The 13,304-nt window shown below is 38.9% G+C and carries 12 protein-coding genes; 3 read left to right on the top strand and 9 right to left on the bottom strand.

Translation table 11 applies throughout. The features are described from left to right. Positions 1-81 precede the first annotated feature (81 nt). From ABIB30_RS20445 to ABIB30_RS20435, 3 genes are all read right to left on the bottom strand, one after another. Positions 82-2,451, bottom strand: a complete 2,370-nt coding sequence (locus ABIB30_RS20445; protein ID WP_354304895.1) for an ABC transporter permease — start codon at positions 2,449-2,451, stop codon at positions 82-84. Positions 2,452-2,703: 252 nt separating this feature from the next. After that, entirely contained in the window at positions 2,704-3,507 is an 804-nt protein-coding gene (locus ABIB30_RS20440) for an NIPSNAP family protein (RefSeq protein ID WP_354304894.1), read from the bottom strand. A gap of 79 nt (positions 3,508-3,586) precedes the next feature. Further along, positions 3,587-3,991, bottom strand: coding sequence for a winged helix-turn-helix transcriptional regulator (locus ABIB30_RS20435; RefSeq protein WP_354304893.1), 405 nt, complete (start codon positions 3,989-3,991; stop codon positions 3,587-3,589). A gap of 181 nt (positions 3,992-4,172) precedes the next feature. Here ABIB30_RS20435 and ABIB30_RS20430 point away from each other — a divergent pair, with 181 nt between their 5' ends. Next, complete coding sequence (locus ABIB30_RS20430) at positions 4,173-4,775, top strand: FMN-dependent NADH-azoreductase (protein WP_354304892.1); 603 nt, start codon at positions 4,173-4,175, stop codon at positions 4,773-4,775. 120 nt (positions 4,776-4,895) lie between these two features. Here ABIB30_RS20430 and ABIB30_RS20425 read toward each other — a convergent pair whose 3' ends face one another. Beyond that, the gene (locus ABIB30_RS20425) at positions 4,896-5,774 is read right to left on the bottom strand and encodes an aldo/keto reductase (RefSeq protein WP_354304891.1); all 879 of its coding nucleotides are present in this window, start codon (positions 5,772-5,774) and stop codon (positions 4,896-4,898) included. Positions 5,775-5,963: 189 nt separating this feature from the next. Between ABIB30_RS20425 and mug the strand changes: the two genes are divergently transcribed. Continuing rightward, a complete protein-coding gene (mug, locus tag ABIB30_RS20420; RefSeq protein ID WP_354304890.1) occupies positions 5,964-6,467 on the top strand; it encodes a G/U mismatch-specific DNA glycosylase in 504 nt (167 codons plus the stop codon). Positions 6,468-6,514: 47 nt separating this feature from the next. On the opposite strand, the gene ABIB30_RS20415 is transcribed toward mug, so the two are convergent. Then, a complete protein-coding gene (locus ABIB30_RS20415; RefSeq protein WP_354304889.1) occupies positions 6,515-7,024 on the bottom strand; it encodes a GNAT family N-acetyltransferase in 510 nt (169 codons plus the stop codon). Between the two features lie 202 nt (positions 7,025-7,226). On the opposite strand from ABIB30_RS20415, the gene ABIB30_RS20410 reads away from it, so the two are divergent. Beyond that, positions 7,227-9,785 (top strand): beta-L-arabinofuranosidase domain-containing protein, encoded by a 2,559-nt coding sequence (locus tag ABIB30_RS20410; protein ID WP_354304888.1) that lies wholly within the window; start codon positions 7,227-7,229, stop codon positions 9,783-9,785. A 424-nt stretch (positions 9,786-10,209) separates the two neighbouring features. On the opposite strand, the gene ABIB30_RS20405 is transcribed toward ABIB30_RS20410, so the two are convergent. From ABIB30_RS20405 to ABIB30_RS20390, 4 genes are all read right to left on the bottom strand, one after another. Next, on the bottom strand, positions 10,210-10,698 hold the full coding sequence (locus ABIB30_RS20405; protein WP_354304887.1) for a nuclear transport factor 2 family protein: 489 nt from the start codon (positions 10,696-10,698) through the stop codon (positions 10,210-10,212). Positions 10,699-10,810: 112 nt separating this feature from the next. Beyond that, positions 10,811-11,701: an SDR family oxidoreductase gene (locus ABIB30_RS20400; RefSeq protein WP_354304886.1), complete on the bottom strand. Its 891-nt coding sequence runs from the start codon at positions 11,699-11,701 to the stop codon at positions 10,811-10,813. 103 nt (positions 11,702-11,804) lie between these two features. Further along, positions 11,805-12,386, bottom strand: a complete 582-nt coding sequence (locus tag ABIB30_RS20395; protein WP_354304885.1) for a Crp/Fnr family transcriptional regulator — start codon at positions 12,384-12,386, stop codon at positions 11,805-11,807. A gap of 112 nt (positions 12,387-12,498) precedes the next feature. Further along, the gene (locus ABIB30_RS20390; RefSeq protein WP_354304884.1) at positions 12,499-13,248 is read right to left on the bottom strand and encodes a M57 family metalloprotease; all 750 of its coding nucleotides are present in this window, start codon (positions 13,246-13,248) and stop codon (positions 12,499-12,501) included. Positions 13,249-13,304 lie beyond the last annotated feature (56 nt).

The raw sequence follows: 13,304 nt of genomic DNA, 5'->3' as shown, positions 1-13,304 counted from the left end.
AACATTCTTAGACACTGTACAATAAAGAGGGAGCCTTTGGCTCCCTCTTTATTGTACAGTGATAAGTAACTTCGCACAAACTTATTCGTATTTCAATGCATCGATTGGATTAGCCTTAGCTACTTTCACAGATTGCAAGCTAACAGTTAAAATGGCGACCAAAACAGATAGACAAATTGCCAGGATAAAAGGTAAAGCAGAAATAGATACACGATATTCGAAGGCCGAAAGCCACTTATTGACAATAACATAAGCTAATGGAAAAGCGATAATATTTGCGATAGCGACAAGCTTTATGAAATCCTTGTTCAAAAGCGTCAGAATATTTACCGTGCTTGCACCCAAAACCTTCCTGATACTAATTTCTCTCTTACGCTGCTCTGCCATAAACAAGGCGAGCCCTAACAGTCCTAAACACGAAATAAAGATTGCAAAGCCTCCAAACCAATTTGAAAGTGTTCCCAAAAGCTGTTCATTTTTAAATTTCAAGGCAAAAGATTCATTAACGAATTTCCGGTCGACCGGGAAGCTGGGCTCAATATCCTGAACACTCTTGTCAATTTTATTCAATGAGCTTGCTAAGTTTGATGCCGGATCCAATCGAATTAAAACGGTTGCTGCTCCACTATATTTTATTGGATAAAAGATCATTGGTGCGGCTTTTTCATAAGCAGATTCAACTATAAAATCTTTAACAATACCTACAACTGTCCAATGTTTGTTGTTCCATTCGATTACTTTTCCCAGAGGCTCTTTTAGCCCAATTGTTTTGACAGCAGATTCGTTCAGCATCATATGCGTGGAATCATTAGGAAATTTGGCAGAAAACTCCCGCCCAGCGATGAGTTCAGTTCCAATCGTTTTAATAAAATCATACCCCACACCCCGTTGGTTGAAGATAACATCTTGATTTATGTCCTTTCCCGGCCATTCTACATCCATCGTATTATTCCCACCCTCACTGATATCGTGGCTAAAAAATGATACAGACGTAGCTGCTCCTGATTTTAACAACTTATCCTTAAGCAAATTGAGCTTATTTTCATTTTCCAGATTTCCCTGAACAGTTAATTGTATCAAATTGTGCCTGTCATATCCAATAGGCTTTTCCTTTATAAATGATAACTGCTGATAAATAACAGCGGTACAAATGATGGTGCATACCGCAAAGACAAACTGAAAGACAACCAGTACTTTTCTAATAGAAACTGCATTTCCCGCCTTACCATTGAGTCCCTTAAGCACCTTAACAGGTTCGAAGGAAGAAAGATAAAGCGCAGGATAACTTCCAGCTATTAATCCGGTAAATACCATCATGGCTATCAGGATAAGCCAAAAATTCCAGTTATCATATTGGATAATCAAGTGTAAATCTAATAGCTGATTAAAATACGGCAAGCTGATTTCCGTCAGTAAAAAAGCAAGCATTGTACTCATCCCGGCTAAGATCAGGGACTCCAGCAGGAATTGACCAATCAATGATTTTCGCGAAGAGCCAATTGCCTTACGCACACCAACTTCTTTAGCTCTTTTTTCGGAATTTGCGGTAGATAGATTCATAAAGTTTACGCAGGCAATCATTAATATACACACAGCAAGCAGAATGAAAATCTTTAACTGGTCGATCTTTCCACCTATAGATTTACCATTCACAAACTCATCGTATAAATGCCATTTATCTATGGGAAAAAGAAGTGCTTTGCCGGTGCTTGCTTTTAGGTTACGCTGATAAATGTCCTTTATTTGAGAGTTGGCTTGTTCAAAAACAGCCTGACTTTTGAGTTGCACCAATGTTAAACAAATATTGTTGCCCCAATTTCTGTCACGGACCCAAGGCTCCCGCTTTTCGTAGAGGTTCCAGGTCATTAAATATTGAAATTGAATGCTGCTATTGGCTGGTACATCTTCAATTATGCCTTCAACCTTTAATAGCTCTGTATTAGCTAGCTTTACAGTTTTATTTATCGGATCTTCATTTCCAAACAATTTCAGTGAAAAAGATCTGGTCAGGATGATACTATTTACATTTCTCAATACTGCATTCGGATTGCCTTTGATGAATTTATAATTCAATATTTTGAGAAAGGAAGGATCAGTAAAAATACCAGCCCCTTTTATTTTTTGAGTTCCATAAGTAATCAGGTTTGAATTGGGATAAGTTGAATGCGATGCCGCTTCCACACCGGGGATTTTTTCTCTAACTTCCTGTGCCATGACGTTAGGCGTCCACGCCCAACTGAAGATTTTACCACTAGATGGAACATTTTGATAAACTACATAAGTATCCTCATGCTTATCAAATTGCTTATCATATCCCCATTCGTAGTTTACATAAAGTAACAAAATCATACAGCTCGCGAGCCCAATACCTAAACCGCCAACATTTATAAGTGTAAACCCTTTATTTTTCCAAAGGTTTCGCAATGCGATTTTCAAGTTTAATCTGAACATATCTTATTGTAAGTTTAAATATCGTAACTTCTTTCACACTTATCTCAAACCTCATCACCTTAAGCGTGGGCTGTGGTTAGCATCAGTTCCGGAATGACCAACTACGTGCCAAATCCAAAAAACCCAATAAGCAACTATAAATAAGACAATTACGAAACATACAGTATTTAAAATGTTCAATATCGAGCAGCCCGTGTACGACAATGGACAGTTAGAATTTGTAGCGAAATAGAATAACTTATTGTCAATGCACTATACCTGTGAATATGGTGTGGGAACCAAAAAGGTATTGTTAATTTTAGAAATAGTATTTGCATACTGTGGATCCCCTGCTAGTTTTTTCCATTCAGGATCAGCTACGAAAGCAGACCATCCTTGATCACGTCCTTCCATGCAGTTACACGTGACCATATAAGTGATACGTGGTAGTCTGTCACCCGCAATCACTTCACCAAAGAATACAGGATTCAATTTTGCCCGGCTAAAAATAGAAAACTCCCCGTCATGGAACATTTTAATCTTTCTTTTGACAGCTTCTTCACTATAGCCTTCATAAGTTCTCAATTCAAATATCCGGGGTTCGGCTGATGGAACAACCATTTTTGAAAAACCATCAAAAGCAATCATCAAAGAAGCGGTAAAGCGGTTGTATACAGGTTTATCCGCCGGTATACTATTATAGGCTACGCTATTTTTAATGTAATCTGTATCCGCTTTTACTTTTAAATTTACGGAGAGGTAGTTATCAAGAGAAGAATAAGGTATCAGTAAGTATACTTTAGCTGGTTCAGATTGTCTCCATTCCTTGAAGACACCAACTGTTTTTACCCCGTATTTATTCAATCCAGGAATAAGAGCAGTCTTAAAGTAATTTTCCATTTGCCCCAGGTCGGAACCAAAGTGCATTTCATATTCACGAAATTCATAGATTTCCTTTTTCATCAGTGCTTTATTATCTGTAACTGCAGCTTTATCACCCGCAATTACAGGTTTGATATTTAATGCTAAACCCGCAGTAACCGCCACTGTAGATTGGATAAATTTCCTGCGTTGCATATTGCTTATAATTTAATATATAAATGGATTTCTATAGTAATTATAAAGAAAATAAATATTTTCTGCAAATCAGGTTTTGTTACACATTTTGCTCTCCAGTATTGTTGACAGAAGGTTTCCGCATACTTTGCTTAATTTTTTCTCTATGCTGTTCACCCCAGGCACTTAATTCACCTATCACATTTTTCAGCGTCCTGCTGTACGCTGTTGCTTCATAGATAATGCTTACTGGTGTAGTCGGGTATACATTACGTTTGATAAAATCATTCAACTCCAAATCTTTTAATTCTTTAGCCAATACCTTGGATGAGATTCCAGGGATTGCATGCTGAACCTCGTTAAAACGCTTTGATGATTGCACCAGGCTAAGAATTAAAGCCAGCTTCCATTTTCCATTGAGGACATACAACGCATCGAGCACATTTTTAAGCGAGCCTGCACATTCTTCGTTGCCCGGAAGCAGCTCATTTATAATCATTTTCATAGACCCAAAGGTAAGCACATTACCTCAATGTAACCGCTTTCCTTTGGGTAAGTACTAACTTTTGATCACCTGGTAACCCTACTTTTGTTTTGATAATCCGAGCGAAGGAAACCCTTCTGCATCAACAGAAAATGGACCTCGGAATTTTCAATTGATCATATCATTAAATAAGTAATTTTTTATGAAACATATCCTTCATTTAATTTCAAGCCTGCAAGGCAAAGAATCGTACAGCATTAAGCTAGGTCAAACTATCGTTGAAAAAATTCAGGAAAAATATCCGGGTAGCACACTTGAGGAAGTAAACCTGGTCGATCTCGAAATTCCACATCTTAATCCCGCCGTTCTTCGCACATTTTTTATTCCTGAAGATCAGCTGACTGAAGAAGAAAAAGAATCTATCCGATTTTCTGACAAGGTGGTTCAACAATTATTAGCCGCAGACATCATTGTCATAGGCGCACCTCTTTACAATTTCACCATTCATACTGGATTAAAGGCATGGATTGATCACATTACCAGGGCTGGAATAACTTTTGGGTATGGCGAAAATGGTCCTGTCGGAAAGGTAACAGGAAAAAAAGTATATGTGGCTATGTCTTCCGGCGGCGTTTATTCAGAAGGCCCTGGAAAAGTCAACGACTTTGTTGCTCCATATTTAAAAGCTTTTCTAGGCTTTTTAGGGATGACAGATCTGACTGTATTTCGTGCTGAAGGCTTAAAAGTACCAGGAATCAAAGAACATGCTATGCAGAAAGCGGTTGATAGCATAAAGATTGATTAAAATCCTCCTTTAATTCCCCAGCCCGTAATTATCTCGCTTTTAAGACAAGTCACCCGCGCTTTGTAAAGCCGATTGACTTGTCTTTTCTAAATTACACATCAACTATCTGATTTTTCCGGTTCAATTGCCTTTTGCAATGAAACCCGGAATCCCTGTTTTCACTACCCCATTCAATCTCTGCCTGGTCTGAATACGATTAATTTCATCAAATGCGTCTTGCGGCAAATAAGAGATATCAAAATTTTCTCTTGCACGATCTGCAGTTTTGGGTGTGGTCAGTAAAGCCGTACCACGCTGAACTGCCCAAGCTAACAATACCTGCGCAGGTGTTTTTCCAATACGTGCAGCAATGGCTAAAATAACCGGGTCTTCGAGTAGCCCTGGTCTTATTCCGTGACCTAAAGGAGCAAAAGCCAAAAACACAATCCCCTTCTCCTTACAAAACTCCAAAAGTTCCGTTTCCGGCAAATAAGGATGTGCTTCGACCTGGATTACCGCTGGTTTGATTCTCGCAGATTCATAGATTTGTAAAAGCTCTTTCAAACCAATATCAGATAATCCAATAGCCCTGCATTTACCACTGTCCACAAGATTCTCCATTGCCCTCCAGGTGTCAAGCAAAGTCACTTCACCGTCGTAAATAACATTCCCATTTTTATCACGCGGATCCTGCTCCTCTCCCGGCTGAAATGCAAATGGAGTATGAACGAGGTAGAGATCGAGATAGCTGAGTCCAAGTCTGTCTAAACTTGCTTCAAATGCTGCTTCAACGCGATCTGGACGATGATTTGTGTTCCACAGTTTGGTGGTTACAAAGATGTCTTCTCGGTTAAGGCCTTCAGCTGCAAGTCCAGTCTTTAAAGCCTCACCGACCTCAAGCTCGTTTCCATATCTTTCTGCGCAATCGAAGTGCCGGAATCCAGCCTTCAATGCATCCCTGGTAGCTCTTAATGTTTCTGCCGCATCGGGAATCAGCGTACCAAACCCGAGTATTGGCATATCGATGGTGTTATTTGTTGTTTTCATTTTACAATAGATTTCTTAAATGACATAACAAATTACGGCATGAAATTTCAGAGAATCAGGTGACTTAGATCACATTTTCTTCTTATTGGATTTACCTGGGAAAAACTCTGTTAACTTTAGCCCGGATTTCCAATCAAACATTTACGTATAAACTAAATACCAATGTTAACTGATATTATTAATAAAGAGCTGAAAGTTATTTTTTGCGGAATCAATCCCGGTTTAAAATCTGCGTCGGATGGACATCATTTCTCCGGACGAAGCAATCGCTTCTGGAAGGTTTTGCACCAGGCAGGTTTTACACCTGACCAAATTGAGCCTGAAAACGGTGCTGTTATTCTCAAGTTGGGCTATGGTTTAACTACAGCGGTAGATAGAGCAACAGCTCGCGCAAACGAACTTTCAAAAGTCGAATTTGACAATTCTATCGAAGCATTTAAAAGTAAAATAATACATTACCAGCCAAAATATATTGCTTTTTTGGGTAAAGCTGCTTACCTGGCATTTTCCGGGAAAAAGCAAATTTCATGGGGCCGTCAGCCGGAAGATTTTTGTGGGGCAATAGCGTGGGTATTACCAAACCCGAGTGGGCTGAATCGTGGATTTAAACTCGATGACTTAGTGAGCAGCTATAAGGAATTATACGAGGCCATTTCACTCAGTTAACAGAATTAACCATGGTTTAACGTTAGACGATTAACCATGGTTTAACACTAGAGTTGTAAAGAATAAAAAAGTTCGTCTGCATAAACACCATCTGGCCAGACAACATTTTTCGAATTCACATATTTAAATCCGAAACGTTGATTTGCGGATTTAGAAATTTCATTACCAGCTCTGTGAGAGACCGTAATTGACGCACAGTTTTTTGACTGTGCCCAGTCAATCCGGGCTTGATAAAATAATTTTGTCAAGCCCTTACCACGGTATTCAGGCTTAATGAAAGAGGCAAATAAAACCGCATTTGTTTCCTCATCTTTATCCAGAGTTACAGCAGTCAAACCGATTAACGCTTCCATAGCGTACAAAGCAAATATAGCACGTCTATTATTTTCTAAAAAAGACACCCAATCATTTTGACTATAAGCAGATTCCTTCAGGTAATTGCTGCCAAACATAGCCGGATTAGTTTGCAATGCTTCCAGTCTTATCGATTTATAATCCTCCCATTGAGCTGGCGGGAGACGTTTCAGGGAATAATTATTTGTGGTGTTACTCTTCATTATCAAAAGTTCAATTGCTACTCAATAGTTGCAAATAACGACATTTCATGTACTATAAATGAACTAACGGCTTATTTTTCTCAGCATCCAGCTATCAATTATTTCAAAATTTCTTCATATCGTATCAATTTACTATCCGGACAATAAAACGTATATTATTTATGTTAAACTTGCTTTTCAGATCGCATAGCCATTTATAAATATGAACGTCAGTAAATCTATAACCTTAGCACTTGCTTTGGTTCCTTCACTGCTTATTGCGCAAAACAAATTGGAATCACCGTATCATTATAACCGTGCTCCTCTTGAAGCAGCTAGCTACGTACAACTCCCATTAGGCAGTATCAAAGCTAAAGGCTGGTTATTGAAACAACTGGAATTACAAAAAGACGGAGCGACAGGACATGCTGAAGAACTTTATCCGGAAGCTTCCGATCTTGGCGCAGGTTCTGACTGGCTTGGTGGCAAAGGTGAAAGCTGGGAACGTGCCCCCTATTATGTAAAAGGTCTGGTCGCGCTCGCTTACACGTTGGATGATGCGGCATTAAAGAAAAAAGCGCAGAAGTGGATAAACTGGACTTTAACGCATCAACAACCTGATGGTGCATTCGGCCCTGTTAAAATGAACGATTGGTGGCCCCGGATGCCGATGATGTATGCGATACAAAGTTATTACGAGGCTACTGGTGACAAAAGGGTAATTGATTTTTTTACCAGATATTTTAGATATCAGCTCAACAATCTGGATCAAAAACCCCTAACGGAATGGAGTAAATCAAGAACAGGCGATAATATAGAAATTGTATTCTGGCTCTATAATATAACTGGCGAAAAATCACTTTTAACACTCGCCGAAAAACTAAAATCGCAAGCTTATCCGTGGGCAGCTATTTACACCAGCAATCAATTTTATTTTTACGGTGACGATTTCCATACCAAACACAGCGTCAGTGTAGGTCAGGCCCTTAAATTTCCAGTGCTTTACTCACAATTGGAACAGACGGCATTTTACAGAGAAGCTACTGAAAAAGGGATTGCCCATTTAATAAGAGACCATGGTCAGGCTTCAGGAATTGCGTCGGGAACTGAATTTCTGGCAGGAAAGAGTTCTTTTCAAGGGACTGAAACCTGTACCGTAGTAGAATGGATGCAAAGTCTGGAAACCGCAGCGAGAATAGTTCATGATGCACAATTAGGAGACAGATTGGAAAAGATTGCTTTTAATACATTGCCAGCACAGTTTAGCAGAGATATCAAATCTCATTTATATTATACCCAGCCAAATCAGGTGGTCTGTAAACACGGGAACTCCGGCTTTGATGAGGATTATGATGGGGCCCTGCTTTTAAGTCCATATTCAGGCATGGGTTGTTGCAGGTATAATATGCACATGGGCTGGCCTTATTTTGTAAAAAACAGTTGGACAGCAACTCCTGATAAAGGCCTGGCAGTAATTGCTTATGCACCAGTTGAAGTCAATGCTTTTGTTGCAAACTCAGTCCCTGTTAAGCTTCAGGTTATTACTGACTATCCTTTTGAGGAAAAAATAAGAATTAAAATAGAACTGGCAAAAACGGCATCATTTCCTTTAAAGTTAAGAATTCCAGCATGGTGCAAAAATCCGCAGATCACGATTAATGGTAAAAAAGCAGCCGGTGTTAAAACAGGTCAGCTATATACAATTAGTAGAACATGGAATACCCAGGACCAGGTTTTGCTTACCTTCCCAATGGAAGTAAAGATAACTGATCAGGTGAATAATTCTGTAACCGTAGAACGGGGCCCGATTGTGTATGCATTGCAACCAGATGCGAAATATAATCGTGTTAAAACACATCCGGTAAACGGTTTTTTTGATTATGAGGTGTTTGCTACTTCTGCCTGGAATTACGGGTTGGTTATTAACCGCTATGACCTTGCGGGTGCAATAAAAGTTCAACAGACCGCCATGCCGGAGAATCCATTTATTCAGGCCACTACGCCTGTTAAACTTAAAGTTTCAGCTAAAAAGATACCTGCATGGACTTTGGCTTATAACCAAATGCATGCTTTAGAAGTACCAGCAAGCCCTGTTGCTTCTTCAGAACCAACAGAAGAAATTACACTTACACCGTTTGGGAGTGAAAACATCAGGATCAGTAATTTCCCTGTTATTGGTATTCCAGAAAGTTCAGGAAAGCAGTTTAAAGAAGATTTCAACCACACAACACTTAAGAACTGGTTAATTTATGGTGGAAGCTGGTATATTAAGGACGGGGCATTTCATTCTGCTTCCAATAAAGGTTCGTGGGGATATGGGATACATGGGTCAAAAGCGATTGCAAGCGGTACATTATTTGATGATCTGAGTTATGAGGCATTGATAAGGGTTGATTCAAAGGGTGGCAATGCAGGGTTATTATTCAGAGTTAGCCATCAGGTCATCGGCGCTGATGCTTATAATGGCTATTATTTGGGGATTGATGCATCGTCAGGAAAAGTGGAATTAGGTAAATCAATTGATCAGAAATGGGTTTTACTGGCATCACAAACTCAAAAACTAGAAATCGGAACAACTTATAAGGTCAGAATAGAGGCAAAAGGCAGTGCTATTAAAGTTTATTTTAATGAAGCTGCTGCACCTCTGATTTCAGTAACAGATACTACTTTTAAAAGTGGTACTATTGGAGTAAGAGCATATGATGCTATAGCAACCATTGATGATTTACAGGTTAAGGAGCTGAAGTATCCATCTGTAAAAGAACCCAAATTAAATGATTAAAATACAGCTATTTATCTTTACTTTACTCTGCCTGATGTTTAGCTCGTCATTCCTTATCAACGCCCGGAATAAATAAGGTTTTTTCTTAAAAGGCCATATTGATAATTATCAGGATCGCGAACTTTATGTGCAGGCAGGAAAAAAAATCTTCAGGTTTTCTGAGAAAATAATAACAGATTCTGCCGGGAATTTTCAATATTGGGTCCCCGAACAGTCTTCTTCAGGTTATCTATCCTTGACAACTGGCAACGGATATACCATAACTATCTATGCTGATCATGCTGATTCTGTTCTGATTAACTTCTCCAATTCGGATCCTGCTAAACTCCTGAAAATCAAATTGAACGATCAGCCAGATACATTACTTGTACAATGGCTAAATTCTGTTAATTTATCCGTATACTAATACTTTATGCAAACAAGCTTATCTGTGATCATAGCTCATTTCCCTCTTTATCTGCCATTTATCATTCTTGTTTTCCCAAACTTCGGTAAACTTTGCAGTAGCTTCTAATTCTTCCTTGCCATTAACAGTGCCATAAAATTTATGAACTCCGATAGCTAATGCCCCGAAACGGCCTAAACGATAAACTACCAGACTTCCTTTAACCGACTCACGTCTTGAAGAGTGAACAGGATCTGTGAAATTTCTTTTAAATGCAGCTAAATTATGCGCATAGCCGGATAAACCGCCTCTGTCGTCATAAAATTCAAGATCGGGAGAAAAATGGCTCATAAAAGTTTCCAGATCACGTTTATTGTAAGCCGAAAACATACTACTATCCAATTCGGATACTGTTTGATATAAGGAGTCTGCATGCTGAAATCCATTACTCTTATGTTGGGCGGCGGCTGGCAAAGCAGCCATGACACTTAATGTAGCCAGAACAGCATAGTTATATAAAGATTTCATATTCTTTTTATTTTTAGAGTAACTTCGGGATCAAAAGTTACAATTAAATTAAAAGCGGGAAGAAGCCACCTTCATTGTGGCTTCAGCTCTTATAAAAGTCCGTTTAGTTTTTTTAATAATCAAACCCGGCCTTGTGTTTTTCAATAAAATCAATCCATTTCACAGGTTGTTTTCCTGTAATTTCAAAGAAGTTATCAAAAGTATCATCAGCACCAGGAATTGTCCCTGCGGCGTAACGTTTCCAATGGTCATATACACAACCCATGTACGCCATTTCTGCACCCGAATCTTTCATCTGCTGCAGGAAGATTTCAGGAGAAAGCGGTTCATAATGAAAAGGTTTTCCAACGATAGAAGTCATCAATCCAGCCATTTCATCAAAAGTTATCGCATCGTAACCTAACCTGTAAGTTTGCCCACCATGCACTTCAGGATAGGCCAAAGCCAAAGCAGCAACTTGCGCCACATCATCCACATCTACCCAGCTCAATCGCGCGCCCTCTACATAAGCATGAATAATACCATTTTCAATTGCTCTTTTACCTCCATAACTCAATACGTTTTGCATAAAAGTTTCCGGACGTAAATGCGTATAAGAAAATCCAGACCATTCAATATACCTTTCTATCAACTGGTGCCACGCCCAATGTGCAACAGTGGTATCATCACGACCACAAGCCCCCAGATGAACTACATGCTTTACACCTGCTTTTTTAGCATTATCCAATAAAGCCTTACTTTGACGCAACATATCAACGGTATAACCGGTAACTATCAGCAAACGATCAATATCTTTAAGAGCAGACAGCTGTGTACTTTCGTCATCAAAGTCCAGGATAACTGTAGCAATTCCTTTAGCTGTAAACGGAGCTGCTTTCTCTGGGGAACGTACCGCTGCTATTAGTTCTATTTCTTTATTTGACAAGAGAAAATCAATTGTTTTACTACCGACTTGTCCGGTTGCTCCGGTAATTAATATTTTGGGAATTCTTGTATTTAGCATGAGAATTTATAGGGTTAAACTATCTGAATGCAAAGATAGCCTGCCAGACCAGGTTGACACTTGACCTAAAACAAGAAATTAACTTGATCTATATCAACCCTGGTTATTTGTATAGTGCAATCTTCTTCTTAATACGGCTTAATGTTTCAGGGGTGATTCCCAGGTAAGATGCAATCAGATTCTGGGGGATTCTTTGAATGATTTCCGGGCTGTACTTCGTCAGCCGGATATATTTTTCTTCCGCTGCGTCTGTAATAGAGCTGAGTAATCTTCGCTCTTTCGTGACCAGACTATTCTGAAAAAGGAGACGAAAATAACGATCCATGACCGGGATTTTTAAAGTCATTTCTTCGAAATCTGCCCGCGTAATTGTCAAAAGTTCGGAATTTTCTATGGCATCTATGTTGAAAACGGCTTTTTCACCAGAGAAGAAGCTGCTCATATCTGAAATCCACCAGCCTTCCCATGCAAACATATGCATATGTTCATCCCCTTTCTCATCAACATTGTAAGATCTGAGCAAACCTTTGGCTACAAATGACATGTATTTACAGACCTCCCCTTCCTGAAGTAAATACTGTTTTTTCCGGAGCTTTTTGAGGGTAAAAAAACTTTCTATAGTAGCCTTCTCCGCTTCGGTTAGTGATACTTTTGCAAGAATATGAGAGAAGAAAACGTCAAACATTTACAATTATATATAAAAAGCCCCATCTACAGGGTAGAATCAAAGGTAAATTTTAAGAAGCTGTCTCAAAAAGACAGCTTCTTTTACATTACGATATGGGTATGATTTTATATTATAAAGGGTATAATGCAGCAGTTGCCTGTTTATCTTTCGCAGATAAAACAGTAGCACCGCTTCCACATTGTCCGCCATTCATTAATGATAGCGCATCTGTTCCACCAACTCCTGGCACATCAATCGAAGTAGATTGGTTTGTATGCTTAATAGAAATGGTATGTCCGAATTCATGTGCAATAGTTCTTTGACGTTGTGCAAAAGAATTATTTTTGATCAGCTCCTGATTAATCCAGACTGTATTACCGGCTTTACCATTAGAGGTAGACAGGTAAGCTTGCCCGCAAGTAGTGCCTCCGATAGTATTGTCTACTTTTATCAAAATATCATAATTATTATCAGTTACGATGACGAATTTAATTTTTGAGTTAGGTACAGTATTCCACTGCTGAATTGCTCCATTAATTTCTGCAGCCATGCTTGTGATAGATGCATCCACTTTAACGCGGATATTATTGCTATTCGTAACCAGATAGCCATTGTAATACTGCTCTGTTTTTAGCTTTCCGTTATCTGCAGGAACCTGCATATTTTTATCAAATACAATATCTCCATCAACAATATATCTATCTCCATTTTCGACGATTTGTGCGTCTGTAAATCCAAGATTTTTGATGTACGCAAGTACTTTGTCAGTTTGCTTGGTTTTGATCTCTTGATTGGCAGGAGTTTCATTTTTCTTTGAACAAGAGGTGATCAAAATCGGGAATATCGCAATTAATGCGATGTTTTTAAATAAGTTTTTCATAGTTTAGGTTTTTTAGGTATATCGTAATGATTCTGCAATTTAACAACTACTATAGA

It is taken from the genome of Pedobacter sp. UYP1 (assembly GCF_040547305.1).
Lineage (GTDB): Bacteria > Bacteroidota > Bacteroidia > Sphingobacteriales > Sphingobacteriaceae > Pedobacter.
This window is presented reverse-complemented; position numbering and strand designations above follow the sequence as displayed.

Coding starts and splice junctions, on each gene's coding strand:
- ABIB30_RS20405 (WP_354304887.1), bottom strand. CDS start 10,698: ATGAAATCTTTATATAACTATGCTGTTCTGGCTACATTAAGTGTCATG.
- ABIB30_RS20415 (WP_354304889.1), bottom strand. CDS start 7,024: ATGAAGAGTAACACCACAAATAATTATTCCCTGAAACGTCTCCCGCCA.
- ABIB30_RS20390 (WP_354304884.1), bottom strand. CDS start 13,248: ATGAAAAACTTATTTAAAAACATCGCATTAATTGCGATATTCCCGATT.
- ABIB30_RS20395 (WP_354304885.1), bottom strand. CDS start 12,386: ATGTTTGACGTTTTCTTCTCTCATATTCTTGCAAAAGTATCACTAACC.
- ABIB30_RS20435 (WP_354304893.1), bottom strand. CDS start 3,991: ATGAAAATGATTATAAATGAGCTGCTTCCGGGCAACGAAGAATGTGCA.
- ABIB30_RS20440 (WP_354304894.1), bottom strand. CDS start 3,507: ATGCAACGCAGGAAATTTATCCAATCTACAGTGGCGGTTACTGCGGGT.
- ABIB30_RS20445 (WP_354304895.1), bottom strand. CDS start 2,451: ATGTTCAGATTAAACTTGAAAATCGCATTGCGAAACCTTTGGAAAAAT.
- ABIB30_RS20410 (WP_354304888.1), top strand. CDS start 7,227: ATGAACGTCAGTAAATCTATAACCTTAGCACTTGCTTTGGTTCCTTCA.
- ABIB30_RS20400 (WP_354304886.1), bottom strand. CDS start 11,701: ATGCTAAATACAAGAATTCCCAAAATATTAATTACCGGAGCAACCGGA.
- mug (WP_354304890.1), top strand. CDS start 5,964: ATGTTAACTGATATTATTAATAAAGAGCTGAAAGTTATTTTTTGCGGA.
- ABIB30_RS20430 (WP_354304892.1), top strand. CDS start 4,173: ATGAAACATATCCTTCATTTAATTTCAAGCCTGCAAGGCAAAGAATCG.
- ABIB30_RS20425 (WP_354304891.1), bottom strand. CDS start 5,774: ATGCCAATACTCGGGTTTGGTACGCTGATTCCCGATGCGGCAGAAACA.